At 72.1% G+C, this 19,331-nt stretch carries 21 protein-coding genes; 5 read left to right on the top strand and 16 right to left on the bottom strand.

Going from position 1 to position 19,331, the window contains the following annotated elements:
- Positions 1 to 46: 46 nt before the first annotated feature.
- From ACZ6TV_RS15135 to ACZ6TV_RS15160, 6 genes are all read right to left on the bottom strand, one after another.
- On the bottom strand, positions 47 to 388 hold the full coding sequence (locus tag ACZ6TV_RS15135) for a TFIIB-type zinc ribbon-containing protein (protein ID WP_465297754.1): 342 nt from the start codon (positions 386 to 388) through the stop codon (positions 47 to 49).
- A 68-nt stretch (positions 389 to 456) separates the two neighbouring features.
- Positions 457 to 915, bottom strand: coding sequence for a TFIIB-type zinc ribbon-containing protein (locus tag ACZ6TV_RS15140; protein WP_465297755.1), 459 nt, complete (start codon positions 913 to 915; stop codon positions 457 to 459).
- Positions 916 to 950: 35 nt separating this feature from the next.
- Positions 951 to 1,691, bottom strand: a complete 741-nt coding sequence (locus tag ACZ6TV_RS15145) for a sirohydrochlorin chelatase (protein ID WP_465297756.1) — start codon at positions 1,689 to 1,691, stop codon at positions 951 to 953.
- Positions 1,688 to 2,398: a phosphoadenylyl-sulfate reductase gene (locus ACZ6TV_RS15150; RefSeq protein ID WP_465297757.1), complete on the bottom strand. Its 711-nt coding sequence runs from the start codon at positions 2,396 to 2,398 to the stop codon at positions 1,688 to 1,690. Before ACZ6TV_RS15150 ends, ACZ6TV_RS15145 begins: the two co-directional genes overlap by 4 nt.
- A 154-nt stretch (positions 2,399 to 2,552) precedes the next feature.
- Positions 2,553 to 4,283, bottom strand: coding sequence for a nitrite/sulfite reductase (locus tag ACZ6TV_RS15155; protein ID WP_465297758.1), 1,731 nt, complete (start codon positions 4,281 to 4,283; stop codon positions 2,553 to 2,555).
- 389 nt (positions 4,284 to 4,672) lie between these two features.
- Positions 4,673 to 6,226, bottom strand: coding sequence for a histidine kinase N-terminal domain-containing protein (locus tag ACZ6TV_RS15160; RefSeq protein ID WP_465297759.1), 1,554 nt, complete (start codon positions 6,224 to 6,226; stop codon positions 4,673 to 4,675).
- Between the two features lie 22 nt (positions 6,227 to 6,248).
- On the opposite strand from ACZ6TV_RS15160, the gene ACZ6TV_RS15165 reads away from it, so the two are divergent.
- Positions 6,249 to 6,686: a hypothetical protein gene (locus tag ACZ6TV_RS15165; RefSeq protein WP_465297760.1), complete on the top strand. Its 438-nt coding sequence runs from the start codon at positions 6,249 to 6,251 to the stop codon at positions 6,684 to 6,686.
- Positions 6,687 to 6,689: 3 nt separating this feature from the next.
- Here ACZ6TV_RS15165 and ACZ6TV_RS15170 read toward each other — a convergent pair whose 3' ends face one another.
- Complete coding sequence (locus ACZ6TV_RS15170) at positions 6,690 to 7,718, bottom strand: SIS domain-containing protein (protein ID WP_465297992.1); 1,029 nt, start codon at positions 7,716 to 7,718, stop codon at positions 6,690 to 6,692.
- 136 nt (positions 7,719 to 7,854) lie between these two features.
- Positions 7,855 to 9,396, bottom strand: coding sequence for an MDR family MFS transporter (locus ACZ6TV_RS15175; protein ID WP_465297761.1), 1,542 nt, complete (start codon positions 9,394 to 9,396; stop codon positions 7,855 to 7,857).
- Positions 9,397 to 9,495: 99 nt separating this feature from the next.
- On the opposite strand from ACZ6TV_RS15175, the gene ACZ6TV_RS15180 reads away from it, so the two are divergent.
- On the top strand, positions 9,496 to 10,134 hold the full coding sequence (locus ACZ6TV_RS15180; RefSeq protein WP_465297762.1) for a TetR/AcrR family transcriptional regulator: 639 nt from the start codon (positions 9,496 to 9,498) through the stop codon (positions 10,132 to 10,134).
- Between the two features lie 994 nt (positions 10,135 to 11,128).
- Here the strand turns inward: ACZ6TV_RS15180 and ACZ6TV_RS15185 are convergent.
- The 7 genes from ACZ6TV_RS15185 to ACZ6TV_RS15215 all read right to left on the bottom strand — a co-directional run bounded on the left by ACZ6TV_RS15185 (position 11,129) and on the right by ACZ6TV_RS15215 (position 15,361).
- Positions 11,129 to 11,641 carry a GNAT family N-acetyltransferase gene (locus ACZ6TV_RS15185; protein ID WP_465297763.1) on the bottom strand — a complete coding sequence of 171 codons (513 nt, stop codon included), beginning with the start codon at positions 11,639 to 11,641 and terminating at the stop codon, positions 11,129 to 11,131.
- On the bottom strand, positions 11,638 to 11,853 hold the full coding sequence (locus tag ACZ6TV_RS15190) for a biotin/lipoyl-binding carrier protein (protein ID WP_380122560.1): 216 nt from the start codon (positions 11,851 to 11,853) through the stop codon (positions 11,638 to 11,640). Before ACZ6TV_RS15190 ends, ACZ6TV_RS15185 begins: the two co-directional genes overlap by 4 nt.
- A gap of 125 nt (positions 11,854 to 11,978) precedes the next feature.
- Positions 11,979 to 12,263: a mycothiol system anti-sigma-R factor gene (gene rsrA / locus ACZ6TV_RS15195; protein ID WP_465297764.1), complete on the bottom strand. Its 285-nt coding sequence runs from the start codon at positions 12,261 to 12,263 to the stop codon at positions 11,979 to 11,981.
- 5 nt (positions 12,264 to 12,268) lie between these two features.
- Positions 12,269 to 12,871, bottom strand: a complete 603-nt coding sequence (locus ACZ6TV_RS15200; protein ID WP_033358435.1) for a sigma-70 family RNA polymerase sigma factor — start codon at positions 12,869 to 12,871, stop codon at positions 12,269 to 12,271.
- A gap of 410 nt (positions 12,872 to 13,281) precedes the next feature.
- A complete protein-coding gene (locus ACZ6TV_RS15205) occupies positions 13,282 to 13,839 on the bottom strand; it encodes an alpha/beta hydrolase family protein (protein ID WP_465297765.1) in 558 nt (185 codons plus the stop codon).
- Positions 13,840 to 14,027: 188 nt separating this feature from the next.
- The gene (locus ACZ6TV_RS15210; RefSeq protein WP_465297766.1) at positions 14,028 to 14,459 is read right to left on the bottom strand and encodes a WhiB family transcriptional regulator; all 432 of its coding nucleotides are present in this window, start codon (positions 14,457 to 14,459) and stop codon (positions 14,028 to 14,030) included.
- A gap of 167 nt (positions 14,460 to 14,626) precedes the next feature.
- Complete coding sequence (locus ACZ6TV_RS15215) at positions 14,627 to 15,361, bottom strand: SOS response-associated peptidase (RefSeq protein WP_465297993.1); 735 nt, start codon at positions 15,359 to 15,361, stop codon at positions 14,627 to 14,629.
- Between the two features lie 79 nt (positions 15,362 to 15,440).
- Between ACZ6TV_RS15215 and aroA the strand changes: the two genes are divergently transcribed.
- Positions 15,441 to 16,751 carry a 3-phosphoshikimate 1-carboxyvinyltransferase gene (gene aroA / locus ACZ6TV_RS15220; RefSeq protein WP_465297767.1) on the top strand — a complete coding sequence of 437 codons (1,311 nt, stop codon included), beginning with the start codon at positions 15,441 to 15,443 and terminating at the stop codon, positions 16,749 to 16,751.
- On the top strand, positions 16,703 to 17,791 hold the full coding sequence (rsgA, locus tag ACZ6TV_RS15225) for a ribosome small subunit-dependent GTPase A (protein WP_465297768.1): 1,089 nt from the start codon (positions 16,703 to 16,705) through the stop codon (positions 17,789 to 17,791). Before aroA ends, rsgA begins: the two co-directional genes overlap by 49 nt.
- A gap of 9 nt (positions 17,792 to 17,800) precedes the next feature.
- Here rsgA and ACZ6TV_RS15230 read toward each other — a convergent pair whose 3' ends face one another.
- Complete coding sequence (locus tag ACZ6TV_RS15230; protein ID WP_465297769.1) at positions 17,801 to 18,382, bottom strand: DUF2087 domain-containing protein; 582 nt, start codon at positions 18,380 to 18,382, stop codon at positions 17,801 to 17,803.
- Positions 18,383 to 18,434: 52 nt separating this feature from the next.
- Here ACZ6TV_RS15230 and hisN point away from each other — a divergent pair, with 52 nt between their 5' ends.
- A complete protein-coding gene (hisN, locus tag ACZ6TV_RS15235) occupies positions 18,435 to 19,253 on the top strand; it encodes a histidinol-phosphatase (protein WP_465297770.1) in 819 nt (272 codons plus the stop codon).
- Positions 19,254 to 19,331: the final 78 nt, after the last annotated feature.

A 19,331-nucleotide genomic window follows, 5' to 3' on the forward strand; every position in this document is an offset into this window, starting at 1 on the left:
GCCATTTGCGCCGGGGCGTTTCACGTGCTGGCCGCAACAAATGGGACTACCCACGATAGTGCGGGTCGTTGGGGCCGGGCGGCGGGAAGTTCGGCCCGTCGTAGTAACCGGGCCCGCCGTATCCGGGTCCGTAACCGGGCTGGCCGTAACCGGGCGGCGGATAGCCGGGCTGGCCGTAACCGCCGTAGCCGGGCTGACCGTAGCCGGGCGGCGGGTAGCCGGGCGGATACTGCTGCCCGCGCATGTTCGCGGACTCGACGTCGATCAGCCGCTCCAGCTCACCCCGGTCCAGGAAGGTCCCCCGGCACTCCAGGCACTGTTCGATGGTGACGCCGCTGCGCTCGTACTGCTGCATCGTGCCGCGGCACTTCGGGCATGTCATCTGCATACCCCCAAGGTAGCCCTCGGCCACCAAGCGCGAGATCAGCCGTTCTCCCGGGCCGCCCGGCGGTGCGGCTAGTCGAACAGCTCCTCGAAGAAGCTCTCCCGGTGGTGCTTCTTGCGCTTCTTGTGATGCCCGTAGTGCCCGTGGTGGCCGTGCGCCCGCGGATACTGCGGCTGACCGTACGCCGGCTGGCCGTATCCGGGCTGGCCGTGCACCGGCTGGCCGTAGCCCGGCTGGCCGTGCACCGGTTGACCGTAGCCCGGCTGGCCGTACGGCTGCTGGCCGTAGGCGGGCTGCTGCGGATATGCCTGCGGGGCGCCCGGCGGCGGGAACCCGGGGGGCGCCGGCGGGACGCCTGGGGCACCCGGCTGCTGCTGACGACCACGCCAGGCGTTCTCCGCGTCGGTGATCTTCTCCAGCTCACCGCGGTCGAGGAAGATCCCCCGGCACTCCAGGCACTGGTCGATGGTGACGCCGCTGCGCTCGTACTGCCGCATCTCGCCGCGGCACTTCGGGCATGTCATCTGCATACGTCCAAGGTAGCCGCCCGCCACCACGGGAGCGCTCAGGCGGCCGGCCGCACGGTCTCCGGCGACACCCGGCCGACCCTGGCGACGACGAGCCGGGCCAGGTCGAGCGCCCGGCCGAGCGGCGGCGCGGCCGGCTCCAGCGCGCCTGCGGACACCGCCGAGGCGATCGCGCTCTCGTGCAGCTTGCCGGTGGCCAGGAAGTACGAGGAGATCGCGATCCGCGCGCAGCCCTGCGCCCGCAGCGCGGACACCGCGACCGCGCCGGTGACCGGCGACCCGGAGGCGAAGGCGGCCCGGCACGGCAGCCCGAGCGACCGCCCGAGCTCGGCGGCGGCCAGGTCGACGGTGTGCCTGGCCAGGTCGTCCCGGGTACCGGCGGCGATCATGACCACCCCGTCCGCGTCGACGGCGGGAAGCTGGCGGCGCAGCGCGGCGACGAGCGACGGTGGCACGGCACCGCCCACCGGCCCGAGCACGTCCGTGACCCGCACCCGCGCGGTCAGCCCGTTGGCGACCGCCCGCTCGATGACCGCCGGCAGGTCGACCCGGCCGTGGAACGCGGAGGTGAGCAGCAGCGGTACCACCACCGCCGACCGGTGCCCGAGCCGCTGCATGTCGAGCAGCACGGCGTCAGGACGCGGACCGGCGTGGTCCAGGAACGACGTCCGGACGTCCAGCCCGGGACGCTGGGCCGCGACCGCGCGGGCGAGGGCTCTCGTCGAGGCCGCCGCCCGCGGGTCGGAGGACCCGTGCGCCACCAGGAGAACAGCGGTCATCCGGCGTGCAGACCGCATTCGGTCTTGTCGAACATCGGCCAGCGCCCGCCGCGCGGGTCGCCGCCCGGAGGGGTCCGCCGGGTGCACGGCCAGCAGCCGACGGAGGCGTAGCCCTGCCGCATGAGCGCGTTGACCGGCACGTTGTAGCGGGAGATGTACGCGTCGACGTCCGCCTGCGACCACTGCGCGAGCGGGGACACCTTGAACTTGCCGCGGGCCTGCTCGAAGCTGACGATCGGCGTGTTGGCGCGGCTCGGCGACTCGTCGCGGCGCAGGCCGGCGGCCCACGCGTCGTAGTCCTCCAGGGCCCGCTCCAGCGGCTCGATCTTGCGCAGGAAGCAGCACTCGTCGGGGTCGCGGGCGTACAGGCGGGGCCCGAACTCGGCGTCCTGCTCCGCGACGGTCTGCCGCGGGCGGATCGAGCGGACCGTCACCGGCAGGGTGCGCTGCACGACCTCACGGACCCGCAGCGTCTCGGCGAAGTGCAGGCCGGTGTCCAGGAAGATGACGGGGACGCCGGGCACCACCTTCGACACGACGTGGGCGAGCACGGCGTCGGCGAACGAGCTGGTCACACAGAACCGGTCGCCGAACTGGCCGGCGGCCCACTCCACGATCTTGTCGGCGGTCTTGCCCTCCAGCTGGGCCGACGCCTCCTTGGCCAGGGCGATGGACTCTTCTCGGGTACGTGCAACGGCTGTGCTCATCGCTTCGCCTCCAACAGGTGTGCCGCGAGCCCCAGGAATTTCAGTGAGAAGACCCGTGCGCAGCTGCGGCACTCCCAAGCGCCATGGGTCTCTTCGTGCGGTCGTAGGTCCTCGTCGCCGCAGTACGGGCAGTGCAGCGGAGCCATGCGTTCGCTCATCGCAGCTCGTCCTCAGGCGCGCGCATCACCCAGTGCGCGAAGGACTCGCCTTCCGAGCGGCCGGCGAGGTAGTGGTTGGCGACCCGCTCGACGTATGCGGGCAGGTCGGCGGCGGTGGTCTTGAGGCCGCGCAGCTTCCGGCCGAAGCCGGCGTTCTGCCCGGCCGCCATGCCGAGGCCGCCACCGAGGTGGACCTGGAAGCCCTCGACCATGTCGCCGGTGGTGTCGTCCTTCACGAGCATGCCCTTGAGGCCGATGTCGGCGACCTGGGTGCGGGCGCAGGCGTTCGGGCAGCCGTTGAGGTGGATGGAGATGTCGGCGTCGAGCTCGGCGACCTTCGCCTCGAGGTGCTCGATGAGCTCGGCCGCGCGGGCCTTGGTCTCGACGATCGCGAGCTTGCAGAACTCGATGCCGGTGCAGGCCATCGTGCTGCGCCGCCAGGTCGACGGGCGCGCCTCCAGGCCGGCCTCGCGCAGGCCCAGGACGACCGCCTCGGTGTCGGCCTCGGCGATGTCCAGGACGATGAGCTTCTGGTAGGGGGTGAGCCGCACCCGGTCGCTGCCGAAGCGCTCGGCCAGGTCGGCGACCTTCGCCAGCTGGCTGCCGGAGCTGCGGCCCGCGATGGGCGCCGCGCCGACGAAGAACTTGCCGTCCCACTGCTTGTGCACGCCGATGTGGTCGATCGGCTTCTCCGGCAGGTCCGGGGACGGGCCGTCGATCAGCGGGCGCTTGAGGTACTCGGTCTCCAGGACCTCGCGGAACTTCGCCACGCCCCAGTCCGCGACCAGGAACTTCAGCCGGGCGCGGCTGCGCAGCCGGCGGTAGCCGTAGTCACGGAAGATCTGGATGACGCCGTGCCACGCCTCGACGACCTCGTGCAGCGGCACCCACACGCCGAGGCGCTGGGCGAGCATCGGGTTGGTCGACAGGCCGCCGCCGACCCACAGGTCGAAGCCGGGGCCGTGCTCGGGGTGGATGACCCCGACGAAGGAGACGTCGTTCGCCTCGTACGGGGTGTCCGGCAGCCACGAGATCGAGGTCTTGAACTTGCGCGGCAGGTTGGACAGGGTCGGGTCGCCGACGTACTTCGCGGTGATCTCGGTGATCGCCTCGGTCGGGTCGAGCACCTCGCTCTCCGCGACGCCGGCGATCGGGCTGCCGAGCACGACGCGCGGGGTGTCGCCGCAGGCCTCGGTGGTCGACAGGCCGACCGCCTCGAGCTCCCGCCAGATCTGCGGGACGTCCTCGACGCGGATCCAGTGCAGCTGGATGTTCTGCCGGTCGGTGATGTCGGCGGTGTCGCGGGCGAAGCGGGTGGCGATCGAGCTGATGGTGCGCAGCTGGGCGAGGCTCAGCTGGCCGCCGTCGCTGCGGATGCGCAGCATGAAGTACTTGTCGTCGAGCTCCTCGGGCTCGAGGATCGCCGTGCGGCCACCGTCGATGCCGGGCTTGCGCTGCGTGTACAGGCCGAACCAGCGGAACCGTCCGCGCAGGTCGGCGGGGTCGATCGAGTCGAAGCCGCCGTGCGCGTAGATGTTCTCGATACGGGCCCGCACGTTGAGCGGGTTGTCGTCCTTCTTGCTGCGCTCGTTGGGGTTGAGCGGCTCGCGGTGACCGAGCGCCCACTGCCCCTCGCCGCGAGGGCGCCCACCGGCCCCGGCCCGTCCGCGAGCGGCGGGGCGGGGAGCTGGTGCGGCGTTGTCTGCCGGGACGGTGTTCACCGTCATGTCGGCGTCCTCTCAGGGTTGAGAGCACGCGAGCTTGCGCCGGCCTATCGCGGAAGATGCGCGATGGATGACGTCGATGTCATGAAGAATCCGGCGCGAAGTCGCGCGCCCGAGAAAAGAATTACGGGCGGCGTTCAGCAAGCCGGACACATGGCGCTGCGCATGCGACCGTAGTCGACGTGTCGGCGGCTGACGAGCCGCAGAGAAGCAGCGTGCATAGGGTGCAGTCTTCCACGTCGACCGGTCCTTACGCCATGTCGGCGTGAGGGTTGTCTCAAACCCGCGTAACCAGGAAGCAACAAAAAGACGACTCAGCCGATAGGAAAAGCAGCCCGGAAACACCTGAACCGCGACGGGTCCGCACAACGAGTCCCACAGTGCGGTAGGTTTCAGCGTTTTGCCAGCGGGACGACCATCACGGCCTCGGTGCCGCCGCCGGCGCGGGTGCGCAGCTCGATGGTGCCGCGCAGCTCCCCCGTGGCGAGGGTCCGCACGATCTGCAGCCCGAGCCGCTCGCTGCTGTCCAGGTCGAACCCGTCGGGCAGACCCCGGCCGTTGTCGGCGACGGTGACGTGCAGCTGTTTGCGGAACCGGTGCACGGAGACGACGACCTCCGGGGCGACGTCCTCGGGGCGGGGCTCTGCGTTTCTCTGTGAGACGTTGTCCGATGGCGCTGCTTCCCGGCCCGGCACGAAGGCGTGTTCGACGGCGTTCTGCAGCAGCTCGTTGAGCACCATGACCAGCGGCGTGGCGATCTCGGCGGGCAGCACGCCGAAGTCGCCTTCGCGGCGCAGCGCGACCACGAAGCCGGCGGCGGCGACCTCGACGGCCGCGGCGGCGACCCGGTCCACGATGCCGTCGAACTCGACGGCCTCGTCCGCGCTGTCCGACGCCGACATCGACAGGGTCTCGTGCACCAGGGCGATGGAGGCGACGCGGCGGACGGACTCCTCCAGCGCGTGCCGGGCGGCCGGCACGCCCACCCGGCGCGCCTGCAGCCGCAGCAGCGCGGCGACGGTCTGCAGGTTGTTCTTGACCCGGTGGTGGATCTCCCGGATCGTCGCGTCCTTGGTCATCAGCTGCCGGTCGCGGCGGCGGACCTCGGTGATGTCGCGGACCAGGACCAGCGCGCCGATCGGCACCCCGGCGGGCATCAGCGGCAGGGCCCGCATGAGCACGGTCGCGCCGCGCGCCTCCAGCTCCTTGCGGGCGGGCGCGTCGCCGCGCAGCGCGGAGTGCACCCGGTCGGTGGCGTCCTTGCCCTCCAGGGGGTCGTCGCAGAGCCGGCCGGTGATCTCCGCGAGGCTCTCCCCGACCAGGTGCGCGGCGAGCCCGAGCCGCCGGTACGCCGACTGCGCGTTCGGGCTGGCGTAGGTGACCTTGCCGGACGCGTCGAGCCGGACCAGGCCGTCGCCGATGCGCGGGGCGCTGGTGGTCTCCCCCGGGTGCCGCGGCGGCGGGAACGTGCCGTCGGCGATCATCTGCGCCAGGTCGTCGGCGGTGGTCAGGTAGTTGAGCTCCAGCTGCGCCGGGGTCCTCGCGGTGCTGAGGTTGGTGTCGCGGCCGACCACGGCGATGACCTTGGCCTCGTCGCGCCGGCGGACGGGGATGGCCTCGTGGCGGGCGGGCATGTCGCCGTACCAGACGGGGTCGCCCTCGCGCCAGATCCGCCCCTGCGACCGGACGATCGCCAGGTGCGCGACCTCGGGACCGCCGGCCACCCGCCCCACCTGGTCGTCCTGATAGGCGGTCGGGGCGGTGGTGGGCCGCACCTGCGCGACGCACAGGAACTCGCCGCGGTCCGCGATCGGCACCCACATCAGCAGGTCGGCGAAGGACAGGTCGGACACGATCTGCCAGTCGCCGGCGAGGCGGTGCAGGTGCTCGATGTCCTCGGGCGCGAGGGAGGTGTGCTCCTCGACGAGGTCACGCAGGGTCGACACGGTTACAGACTATGGTGGGCCGGTGCGCCGCCTGCTGCCTGCCCTAGCTCTCGTGCTCACGCTCGGCGGATGCGGGTGGGTGGGCCGCGCGGACGAGACCAGCAAACCCGACGGGTTCCTGCTGCACGGCTATGTGAGCGTGGCGGGCGCGGCGACCGGTGTCCCGGGCACGCCCTGCCTGGCACCCGCGCCGGACATCGCCTCGGGTGCCACGGTCAAGGTGGCCGACCAGGAGGGCAAGGTGGTCGCCGTGACGACGCTGGCGGCCGGTGTACTGGCGGCGACGGGCGGGGCGTACCGCTGCAACTTCGGCTTCGAGCTGCTGAACCTGTCCGGGAGCCGGGCGACCTACCAGGTCATGGTCGGCGACCGGCCCCCGGTGTCGTTCGAGACGCGGGCCTTGCGCGAGGGCCGGCCCGCGGTGATCGACGTGCCCACAACGTCGACGTCACCTTCTTGAGCCCTACAGCGTGGACGTCACCTTCTTGAGGCCGCGCGGGGCGTCCGGGTTCTCGCCGCGGTGCAGGGCGAGGGACAGGGCGAGGCGCTGCAGCGGCAGGATGTCCAGCAGCGGCGCGTAACGCTCGTCGACGGCCGGGGTCGGCACCCAGCCCGCGGCGCCGTCGACCGCTGACGGCCCGAAGACGACCACGTCGGCGCGGCGCTCACCGAGCCGGCCGACCACGTCGCGCATCGACGTGCCGGCGGGTCCGCCGCCGACGACCGCCAGGACGGGGACGTCGGGGTCGGCCATCGCGAGGGGGCCGTGCAGCAGGTCGGCGCCGGAGAAGGCGAGACCCGCCACGTAGGAGGTCTCCATGAGCTTGAGCGCCGTCTCGCGGGCGGTCGGATAGGCGTAGCCCCGGCCGGTGGTGACGATCCGGTCCGCGAAGCGGTAGCGGGCGGCGAGGTCGGCGGCGGTGCCGTCGGCGAGGACGCGCTCCGCGTGGCCGGGCAGCTCGCGCAGCGTGGCGAGCTCCTCGGCGGGCAGCGTGCCGCCGCCCTTGATGCTCTCCACCAGCATGAGCAGCGCGAGCAGCTCGGCGGTGTAGGTCTTGGTGGCGGCGACCGCGACCTCGTGCCCGGCGACGACGTCGACGTGCAGCTCGGCGACCTCGGCCAGGGGCGAGTCGGCGTTGTTGGTGACGGCGAGGGTGTGCGCGCCCTGCTCGCCGGCGACCCGCAGCACCTCCCGCAGGTCGGGCGAGCCGCCGCTCTGGCTGACCCCGACGACGAGCGTGTCGCGCAGGTCGGGGCGGGCGCCGTAGAGCGTCATCGCCGACGGCGACGCCAGCCCCACGGGGATGCCGAGGCGGATCTCGGTCAGGTACGCCGCGTACAGCGCGGCGTGGTCGGACGTTCCCCGCGCCGTGAAGATCACGTTGCGCGGTTGCCACTGCGCGATCCGCTCGGCGACGGCGGCGATGGCGCCCGCCTGCTCGTCGACGAGTCTCGCGAACACCGCCGGCTGCTCGGCGATGTCCGCCTGCATTCCGGCACCGGGCTGCTCGGTCACGGCTGCTCCCTCTATGTCACTGGCGTCTGATGCGCGTTACTGCTCAAAGTTTGGCAGCTTCGCGCATCAGACGCCAGTTTATGGGGCAAGTTCGCGCATCGCGTGCGCGAAACTACCCTTCCTGCGCAACCAGCGTGCTTTCCTGCTGCTCACTCGGGCTCTGCGGGCCGCCACGGAGCGCCACCTCCCGGATGAACAGTGCGAGCACCGGGACGAGGACCGTCGCCGCGACCGCCCACAGGAACACGCTCGAGGTGGCGCCGGCGATCGAGTCGATGACCGCGGTGCGCACCTGGGCGGGCAGCTGGCCGAGCGTCGCAGGGCCGATCGTGGCGCCGCCGCCACCGCCGCCGGACAGCTGCGCCGCCGCCTGCGGGCCGACCCTCTCCGAGAGCAGGTCGTGCAGCCGGTGGTTGAAGATCGCGCCGAACGCCGCGACACCGAACGCGCCACCGATCGAGCGGGCGAACGTCGCGGTGCTGCTCGCCACGCCGAGGTCCTTGAGCTCGACGCTGTTCTGCGCGATGAGCATCGAGGTCTGCATCAGGAAGCCCATACCCAGACCGAGGACGGCCATGTAGATCCCCGACTCGAGCTTCGAGGTGTCCGAGTCCAGCCGGGACAGCAGCACCATCGCGACGACCATGATGAGCCCGCCGATGATCGGGAACGCCCGGTACCTGCCGGTCGTGGTGATCAGCCGGCCGGAGACCAGCGAGGTGACCAGCAGGCCGCCCATCATCGGCAGCAGGAGCAGGCCGGAGTTGGTGGCCGAGGCGCCCTGGACGATCTGCTGGTAGAGCGGCAGGAACGTGATGGCGCCGAACATCGCGAAGCCGACCAGGAAGCCGACGCCGGAGACCAGGCTGAAGTTGCGGTTGCGGAAGATGCCCAGCGGCAGGATCGGCTCCGGGTGCCGGCGCTCGACGAGCGCGAACACCGCGAGCGCGGCCACCGCCAGGACGGCCAGGCCGAGGATCTGCGCGGAGCCCCAGGCGTACTGGTTGCCGCCCCACGTGGTGATCAGGACCAGCGCGGTCACGCCGACGGACAGCAGCGCGGCACCGACCCAGTCGATGCGGTGCTCGGTGCGCCGCTTGGGCAGGTCGAGCTTCAGCGCGAGCAGCGCGAGGGCCGCACCGCCGAGCGGCAGGTTGACGAAGAACGCCCAGCGCCAGTCGGCGTGGTCGGTGATGAACCCGCCGACGAGCGGCCCGCCGACCATCGCGACCGCCATCACGGCGGCGAACTGACCCTGGTACTTGCCGCGCTCGCGGGGCGGCACGAGGTCGCCGAGGACGGCCATCGCGCCGACCATGAGCCCGCCGGCGCCGAGGCCCTGGAACGCCCGGAAGCCGATGAGCTGCGGCATGTCCTGCGCGAAGCCGCACAGCACCGAGCCGAGCAGGAACAGCACGATCGAGGTCATGAAGACGGTCTTGCGCCCGTACAGGTCGCCGAGCTTGCCCCAGATGGGCGTCGAGATGGTCGTGCCCAGCACGTAGGCGGTGACGACCCAGGACAGATGGTCGACGCCGCCGAGGTCGCCGACGATGCGGGGCATCGCCGTGCCGACGATGACGTTGTCGAGCATCGCCAGGAGCATCGCCATGAGCAGCCCCGGGAGAACCACGCGAATGCGTTTGTCGGACATCGCGGCACACCTTACTTGTCGGCCGGCTAGTTAACTGACTAGCCGCACGGTAAGCTGGCTACCAGCCGCTCGTCAAGTTGGTTCAGTAGGATGGTCCCGATGGAGCAGAACCAGACCGCCGCACGCGTGGTGCGGGGCCGGAACCGGATCCGCACCGCGGACGAGGGCTCCGACGACGTGCGCTCACACATCCAGCGCGTCGCCCTGGAGCTGTTCATCGAAGAGGGCTACGACAAGACCTCGCTGCGGGAGATCGCGGAGAAGCTCGGCGTCACCAAGGCCGCGCTCTACTACCACTTCCCGACCAAGGACGACATCGTCAACAGCCTCATCGAGCACCGCATCGCCGCCGTCGACGCGCTGATGGAGTGGGCGGAGGCACAGCCGCGCGACGAGGCGACCCGCCTCGAGTTCGTGCGCCGCTATTTCGTGCTGCACGACGTCGCCAAGCACGAGCACGTGATCCGCTTCTTCGAGCGCAACCAGACGCTCATCAACACCCTGCCCGCCGGCAAGCTCATGAAGGGGCAGATGGAGCGGGTCTTCGCCTTCATCATGGACCCCTCGGAGTCCACCGTTCAGCAGATGCGCCGCGCGATGGCCATCTTCACGATCCACGCGGGCCATTTCGTGCTCCGCGGCCGCGACGACCTCACCCCGCAGGACCGCCGCGACGCGACCCTGGTGGTCGCCGAGGACCTGATGCGCCAGGCAGCAGCAGCCGCCACCACCGAATGACACCCCCCACCTGCCAACGCCCGCCCCCTCCACCCGCCGCCCGCCGCCGACTGACGACGGCACACGGGTCGCGCGAAGCGCGGCCGCAACACAGGCAGGGCAACACAGGCAGGGCAACACAGGCAGGGCAACGGCGTGGCACGGGCGGAGCGGCAGCGCCGACAACAGCAAACGCGGCCCAGGCGGGCCCGCAGCGCCGACAACAGCACCACGCCGACGGTCAGATCGCAACGGCACCGCGGCACGGGACGAGGCGAGCGCGGACAGGACGAGCGCGGACCACAGCGCCGACAACAGCACCACGCGGACGGTCAGATCGCAACGGCACCGCGGCACGGGACGAGGCAAGCGCGGACAGGACGAGCGCGGACCACAGCGCCGACAACGACGCCGACGACAGCGCGACGCGGACGGCGGCACGGGGCGGCGCGGAGCGGCAAGCCGACGACGCGACGCGGACGGTCAGGCCGAGTCCGGCGGCACGGCGGCATGGGGCGCGGCGAACGCAGGCGGAGCGGCAGAGCCGACGACGGCACGGCGCGAGCGTGGGCGGGCACGGCAGCAGAGCCGACGACGGCACGGACGACGGCACGGCGCGGACGGTCAGGTCGCGACGGCACAGCGCGGCGGCCCGGGGCGGGGTGGGGCAGCAACGCGGACGACGGCACGGGCGGTCAGGCCGAGGCACGGGCGGCACGGGCGGCACGGGCGGCACGGGCGGCACGGGCGGCACGGGCGGCACGGGCGGCACGGGCGGCAGAGCCAACGACGCAGCGCGGGCAACGACGCAGCGCGGCGCGAGCGTGGGCGGGCGCGGCGGCAGAGCCGACGACGGCACAGCGTGGACGGCCAGGTCGCGACGGCACAGCGCGGCGGCACGGCACGGCGGCACGGCGGCACGGCGGCACGGCGACACGGCGACACGGCGACACGGCGACACGGCGACACGGCGACACGGCGACACGGCGACGCAGCGCGGGCGACGGCGCGGTGGTCAGGTTGCGGCGGTCGGCAGCTTCAGGCGCAGGCCGAGCAGCAGGACGCCCTCGACCGGTGACCAGTCGAGGGCGGGCTCGCGGACGAAGCCGAAGCTGCCGTACAGCCCGAGGGCGCCGGCGTTGCGGTCCCGGGTGCTGATGACCATGGACTCGCAGCCGAGGTCGGTCGCCCGGTCGATGCAGGCGCGCACCAGTGCCCGCGCGACCCCGCGGCGCTGGGCGGCGGGGTCGACGGCGAGCATCCGGAACTCGGCCTCGCCCGGCTTCGACAGCTCCGCATACCTGGTGCCCGGCAGGACGAACGCGACGGCGCCGAGCAGTACGCCGGCGGACTCGGCGACCAGGATCTCGCTGTGCTCGGCGCGGGTCCGGACGTCGGCGAGCACCGCGCCGTAGCCGTGCCCGTCGTCCAGCTGGCCGTCCGCCCGGAACGCGTCAACCGTCAGCCGCGCGACCTCCGCGTGGTCCTCCGATGTCGCCCGCCGGACCACCGGCGCCGCGTCCGTCACCCGATCACGGCGATGAGGTCGCCTTCCTGCACCACGTCGCCCTCGTTGACGGCGATCTGGCTGACGGTGCCCTCGGACTCGGCGATGACGGGGATCTCCATCTTCATCGACTCCAGGATCACGAGGGTGTCACCCTCGTTGACCTCGGCCCCGACCTCGGTGGTGATCTTCCATACGTTGGCCACCATCTCGGCGCGGATCTCGTCGGACATCCCCGGTCTCCTTTGACGTCGGAATCGCGAACGCAGCATATCCGCGCCCACCCGGCCGGCGCTCGGCCCTGCGCCGAACGCGTCGCGAGCGGAAGCCGAAGCCGAAGCGGAAGCCGAAGCGGCCGCTATTCCGTCTGGAGCTCCCGGGCCTCGGCGTTGACGACGAGCTCGGACAGCTTGGACCGCAGGCGGCTCTTGAGGTCGTCGGGGGCCAGCTCGGAGCCGCAGCAGCGGGCGACGAGGGCCTTCACCTCCTGCTCGATGCCGAACTCGCGCAGGCAGGGCGAGCACTCGTCGAGGTGGTCGCGGATCAGGGACCGGCGGTCGTCGGTGCACTCCAGGTCGAGGTAGATATACACCTCGGCGAGGACCTCGCCGCAGTCAGTCTCGTGCGGGTCTCCACAGCTCATCGATCTCAGACCTCGCTCGGCTCAGCGGACGGGGTGCGGGTGAATCCCCGGTCGGCAGCATAAGTCTCGAGCGAACGCCGCAGGTTGCGGCGCCCTCGGTGCAGACGGGACATCACAGTGCCGATGGGCGTGTTCATGATGTCGGCGATCTCCTTGTAGGAGAAGCCTTCGACGTCGGCGAGGTAGACCGCGAGCCGGAACTCCTCCGGCAGCGACTGCAGCGCCTCCTTGACGTCGGAGTCGGGCAGGCGGTCCAGGGCCTCGGTCTCGGCGGAGCGCAGACCGCTGGACGTGTGCGACTCGGCCTCGGCGAGCTGCCAGTCGGTGATCTCCTCGGTCGGCGCCTGGACGGGCTGGCGCTGCCGGCGGCGATAGGAGTTGATGTAGGTGTTGGTCAGGATGCGGTAGAGCCAGGCCTTGAGATTGGTGCCCGTCTCGAACTGGTGGAACGCCGCATATGCCTTGAGGAACGTCTCCTGGACGAGGTCCTCCGCGTCGGCGGGGTTGCGCGTCATGCGCAGGGCCGCCGCATACAGCTGATCGATGAAGGGCAACGCGTCGTGCTCGAACCGGATGCGCTGCTGCACCGCGCTCTCGCTGCTGACCACTCGTGCGACTCCAACCCTCGACCGTCCTGACGAGGATACGCCGAGTTGCTGAGGGTCTTCTGAATTTGTGGCGCCGGTCAACCGCTCGCGGGCGATGGGCTGCCAGGACGGATCGGGCTCCGCGTCGGTCGCCGCCGGCCACGACGGGCTGAACAGCAACTCGCGGATGCGCTGATCCTCGCGCTCAAGGATGGCCACGAGATTTCCCTCCACAGGCGACGCCTCGGCAGCGTCGCACGGACTGTGTAACGTCCGCGCCCGCCCGGCAATTCCTACCCGCCTGCCCCGGCGGCCGGCCTTTGCATTTGGGACCGGCCGGCCACCGGGAACAGGAAGGGCCTGGGAGTTTGCGGAACGACGTCGGTCCGCGGTGTGGAGAGCGTGTCCGATTTGCACCGGTCACATGCTGTTCAACGAGTGACGGCGGGAGCGGTGACGAACGCCACGGCGAGTCGCGCGAGCACGGCCGGCGCCTTCGACAGGGCGTGGGTCTCGCCGGGCAGCACCTCGACGTGGACGGCCGGTCCCGGCGACGGGACGCCGAAGGCGTCGCGGTCGCCGTTGAGCACCAGGGTCGGCACGCCGGTGAGCAGTTCATCCGCCCGGGTGACCTCGGGGCGGCCCGGCGGGTGGAGCGGGAAGGCCAGCGCCACGATCCGGTCCGCGCCGGCCTCGGCGGCGGTGCGGCAGGCGACCCTGGCGCCGCTGGACCGGCCGCCGACGACGAGCGTGTCGATCGCCACCCGGCGGCGCAGCTCGGTGAGGACGGCGAGCCAGGCGGCGTCGAGCTGCCTGGCGGGTGCGGGCGGGCGGCGGGCGCCGGCGACCCGGTAGGGCTGGGTGACCATCGCGACCCCGGCGCCGGCTTCGAGCACGGCGGCGCGGACCGCGACCAGGTCCACGGCGTCGACGTCGCCGCCGGCACCATGGCCCAGCACGAGCAGTGTCCCCGTGTACCCCGCGGGCACGTCGAGCGAGAAGCGCGCGACCCCGTGCGGGGTCTCGACCTCCTGGCCGGCGAGCGAGCGACGGGCCCGCGAGCGGCTCCGTGGACGGGGCCGCGGATCGGCGGAAGGGTGAGCCGGCCGGCCGGATCGGGATCCGGCCGGCGAGCTCGAAAGGTCGTCGGCTGACGAGCCCGGCGGAGCGCCGCCGGTCAGCCGCTGGCGGCTCCCACCGGGTCCCGCCGCTGGATCGGCACCAGTGGCAGGCACGCCACCGGACCCATCCGATGCTCGGATCCCTGTGCCGCGCCCGTCAGGGCGGGTTGTGGAGCGTCGCTGCGCCATGCGACGAGCATCGCACGCCGCTCACGCGGTGTGGTCGCTCCCCACACCCCGTGGCAGTCGCCGACCTCCAGCGCCCAGGCGAGGCATGCGCCCTGGACGTCGCAGGTGCGGCACAACGCGACGGCAGCGTCGGCGGGCTCGCTCGGGGCCGGAAAGAACGTCTCCGGATCAACGGTCTGGCATGCGCCGCGTGTCCGCCAGGCATCATCGCCCTGTTGTTCGCGAACCGCGCGTAGAAGACGCGGATCACGTTTGGCGGCAGCGACCTCATGCGGGCGTGGCATCCTCGCCCGGGTCATACACCCACCTCCCCCGTGGGTCAAACGAACACAAGGCAGGAAAACGTCGGGATGCCCCCATCCGACATTGACCTACCGGCGCTGTGTTCTATCGCACAAACACCTGCAAATACAAGAGTTTTCACGCGGATCGGCAAAACTTGCCGGGGAGAAAATGGACGTACGGCCTAAAAGAGGGTCAGATCGATCGACTCCACATCGCCAGGTCGCAGCGCCGGCGCCGGCACGCGGTCGAGCAAATCACGGCCGTCGTTACGTACGTCACCCACCCGCGCGCCGACCGGGCGGAGCTCCAGCCGCCCGACGTGCTCGGACGGCGTCGGCGCGAGCAGCCGCTCATCGACCGGGGCCGCCAGCCACTCGTCCCACCGCGACTCGGGCAGCAGCAGCGGCATGCGGTCGTGAATGAGCGTCAGATCGTCGACGGCGGGGGCGGTGATGATGCTGCAGGTGAGCACCCGGGCGTCGCCCTGACCCCAGACCGTCCAGATTCCGGCGAATACGCACGGCTCGTCGTCACCGAGTGTCATGAAATACGCCTGCTTATCGGCTCTGCCCGAACCGGCGCCGTCGCCGCGTTTCCATTCGAACCAGCCGTCCGCCGGGACAAGACAGCGGCGCTTCGCGAACGACTGTGCGAACGCCTTGGATTCCGCCACCGTCTCGGACCGCGCGTTGATCATCCTGGCACCGACCTTCAGGTCGGCCGCCCACGACGGGACGAGGCCCCAGCGGGCCGCGGTCAGGACCCGGCCGCCGGCGGACTGCGAGACGCGCACGACGGGCACCTGGTCCGTGGGCGCGACGTTGTAGTCCGGCTCGAGCCCGCCGGTCTCGTCGGCGGCCTCGAACAGCGCGCTCAGGTCAACGTTGCTGCGGGATGTCGCATACCGACCACACATACTCATTACGGTACCGATCACGGCCAGGAATGCATCGCCAGCGGTCGCTACGCACGGAGACGGGCCGCACACTGAACGCGTGCCGAACCTGACCGCCCCCGCGTATCTGCCGTGGACAGCACCGACCGCCCCCGGGCCGGTCACCGCCACCGTCCGGCTCCCAGGCTCGAAGTCGATGACGGCCAGGGCCCTGGTCCTCGGCGCGATCTCCTTCGGCGCCAGCACCCTGCGCGGCCCGCTGCGCGCCCGGGACACCGAGCTGATGGCCGCGGGACTGCGCGCCATGGGCAGCCACGTGTCCACCGCGGACGACAACCTGTGGCTGGTGCGCCCGAGACCGCTCGGCGGGCCCGCCCGCATCGACGTCGGCGCGGCCGGCACGGTGCTGCGCTTCCTGCCCCCGGTCGCCGGCCTCGCCGACGGGCCGGTCACGTTCGACGGCGACCAGCGCGCGCGGGCCCGCCCGATCGCGCCGCTGATCGGCGCGCTGCGCGGCCTCGGCGCCCGGGTCGACTTCACCGCCGGGCTGCCGCTGACGGTGCACGGCGTCGGGCGGGTCACCGGCGGCGCGGTCACCATCGACGCGTCCGCCTCCAGCCAGCTGCTGTCGGGGCTGCTGCTCGCCTCGCCCGAGTTCGACCGCGGCCTCTCGGTGCGGCACGCCGGGCCACCGCTCCCCCTCGCGCCCCACCTGCGGATGACGGTCCAGATGCTGCGCGCCGCCGGCGCCGGGATCGACGACAGCCGGCCCGACGTCTGGGTCGTCGAGCCCGGCCCGCTGCACGGCCGCGCCTGGGACATCGAACCGGACCTGCCGGGCGCCGCGCCGTTCCTCGCCGCGGCGATCGTCACCGGCGGCACGGTGACCCTCGCCGGCTGGCCGCGCCCGGGCATCCAGGCCGGCGCGCGCCTGCTGGAGCTGCTGCGCGAGATGGGCGGCTCACCCTCGGTCACCCGGCACGGGCTCGTCGTGCGCGGCACCGGCCGGGTCCACGGCGTCACCGCGGACCTGGCCGACGTCTCGGAGCTGGCCCCGGTGCTCGCCGCCCTCGCCGCCGTCGCGGACTCCCCCTCCCACCTGTACGGCCTGGCGCACCTCGGCGGGCACGAGACCGACCGGCTCGCCGCGCTGGTCGAAGGGCTGACGAGCCTCGGCGCCGACGTGACCCAGGACCACGACGGCCTGCGGATCCGGCCCCGCCCGCTGCACGGCGGCACGTTCGCCACCCGCGACGACCACCGCCTCGCGCACGCCGCCGCCGTCGTCGGGCTCGCCGTCGGCGGGGTCCGGCTCGACGACGTGACATGCACCGCGAAGACACTGCCGGAGTTCCCCCGGCTATGGTCAACGATGGTGCATGGTCCGGGCTCGGTGGGAGGGCAAGACTGACGCGCAAGCGCGAGTACGACGAGGATGACGTCCGGGTCCGCCCGAGCCGGTCCTCGCGACCCCGCACGCGCACCCGCCCCAAGCACAGCGACGCCGTCGAGGGCTTCGTCGTGGCGGTCGACCGCGGCCGGTACACCTGCCACGTCGCGGAGACGGATGCCGTGGTGACGGCCATGCGGGCCCGGGAGCTCGGCCGCCGCGGGGTCGTCGTCGGCGACAACGTGCAGATCGTGGGCGACGTCACCGGGCGCCCCGACACCCTCGCCCGCATCGTCCGCATCGACGACCGCAGCTCCGTGCTGATGCGCACGGCCGACGACGAGGAGGGCTCCACCGAGGGCCGCTTCGAGCGGGTCGTGGTCGCCAACGCCGAGCAGCTGGTGATCGTCAACTCGCTGCACGACCCGCCGCCGCGGACCGGCTTCATCGACCGGTGCCTGGTCGCGGCCTACGACGCCGAGATCGAGCCGCTGCTGTGCCTCACCAAGGGCGACCTGGCGGGGCCGGAGGCGGTGCTCGACTACTACTCCGAGCTCGACCTGCCGTATGTGCTGTGCCGGCCGGACGCGCCGCTCGACGAGCTCGTCGAGGCGCTCAGCGGCAAGGTGTCGGTGATGATCGGCCATTCCGGGGTCGGCAAGTCGTCGCTGGTCAACCGGCTCGTCCCCGGCACCGACCGGGCGGTCGGCGTGGTCAGCGCCGTCGGCAAGGGCCGGCACACGTCGACCAGCGCGGTGGCGCTGCGCCTGCCGGAGGACCTGGGCTGGATCATCGACACCCCGGGCATCCGGTCGTTCGGCCTGGCGCACGTGTCGGCGGACAGCGTCCTGCACGGGTTCCCGGACCTCGTCGAGGCGTCGACCAGGTGCGCGCCCAACTGCGACCACACCGGCGCCGGCGGCGAGTGCGGCCTGGACATGCTGGTCGCCGAGGGCGGCGCGGACCCCAGGCGCCTCGCGTCGTTCCGCCGCCTCCTGGCCTCCAAGGAGGGCACCCTCGACCCCCAGGACGCCGGCAACGACGAGCTCCCGCAGCTCTGAGCCGGGCCGCTACAGCGCGACCGGGCCGCCGCTGCGCCAGTAGGTGCCGTCGGCGCGCGACAGCAGGTCGCTGTCCACCAGGTAGCGGCGCAGTGCGGCGTAGTCGTCGAACCAGGCCCGCAGCACGGCGTTGACCTCGCGCTCCGGATAGCGGATGCCCGGCTCGAACGACGAGGCGATGTGCTCCAGCACCACCATGCGCTTGCCGTGCGCGGCCGGCATCTGGGTCAGCCTGCCGTCGACGACGAACGTGCGCAGGATCTGGTCGCGCTGCCGGTCGGGATCCATCGGCTCGACTGCCGCCGGGGTCGCGGCGTGCGCGCGGACGGAGTCCTTGAAGACCTCGACGTCGGCGTGCAGGGCACCGTCGGCGACGCTGAGCAGGCCGCCCTGCTGGAGGCGGCCGACGGCGGCGGCGACGGCACGGGCGGGCAGCCCGGTCGCGGCCTCGACCGCGGTGAGACCCGGCGCACCGAGCACCACGGCGGCATAGACGCGGAGCCGGTCCTCTTCGGCGAGCAGGCCGCAGAGCGCGGCGGGCGAGCCGGCGGAACCCGGCGCGGAGCGTTGGGGCGGCTGGTGACTGCTCACAAACGGCGACAGTACTGCCAGAAGATGGCGATCGTCGGCTAAGTTTCCGCGCATGGCGCGCTACGCGGACGACCTGGCCCTTGCTCACATGCTTGCCGACACCGCGGACGCGATCTCCGTCCCGCGCTTCCGCGCCCAGGATCTGCACGTGTCGACGAAGCCGGACCTGACGCCGGTGACGGAGGCGGACACGGCGGTGGAGAAGGCGCTGCGCGCCACCCTGCAGCGAGCCAGGCCGCGCGACGGCGTGCTCGGCGAGGAGTACGGCGCGACCGAGGCGGCCGCCGGCCCCGGGACCCGCCAGTGGGTCATCGACCCGATCGACGGCACCAAGAACTATGTCCGCGGGGTGCCGATCTGGGCGACGCTGATCGCGCTGATGGAGGGCGCTCAGCCGGTGGTCGGCCTGGTGTCGGCGCCGGCCCTGGGGCGGCGCTGGTGGGGCGCGCTCGGTCACGGTGCGTATGCGGGACGGCACACGGCCGCGGCGACGCCGATCAAGGTCAGCGGTGTCGACCGGCTCGCCGACGCGAGCTTCTGCTACTCGTCGCTGCGCGGCTGGGAGGAGGCCGGGCGGCTCAACGCCGTCCTCGACCTGACCCGCCGGACCTGGCGCCAGCGGGCGTTCGGCGACTTCTACGGCTACATGCTGCTGGCCGAGGGCGCGGTCGACATCATGGTCGAGCCGGAGCTGTCGCTGTGGGACCTGGCGGCCCTGGTGCCGATCGTCACCGAGGCCGGCGGCACGTTCACCGACCTGCAGGGTGAGCCCGGACCCGGCGGGGGGAGCGCCGTCGCTACGAACGGTCACCTTCACGAGGACGTTCTCACCCGTTTGGGAAGCCCCAGATTGTCCGGTTTGTCAGGCTAAACCGAAAGGTCCGCATGCCCCGGCTCCGAACCGGGTCTATCCTCTCCGGGTGGCATCTTGGAGTTGGCTCTTCCTCGG

The sequence above is a fragment of the Dactylosporangium sp. NPDC051087 genome, assembly GCF_055586325.1.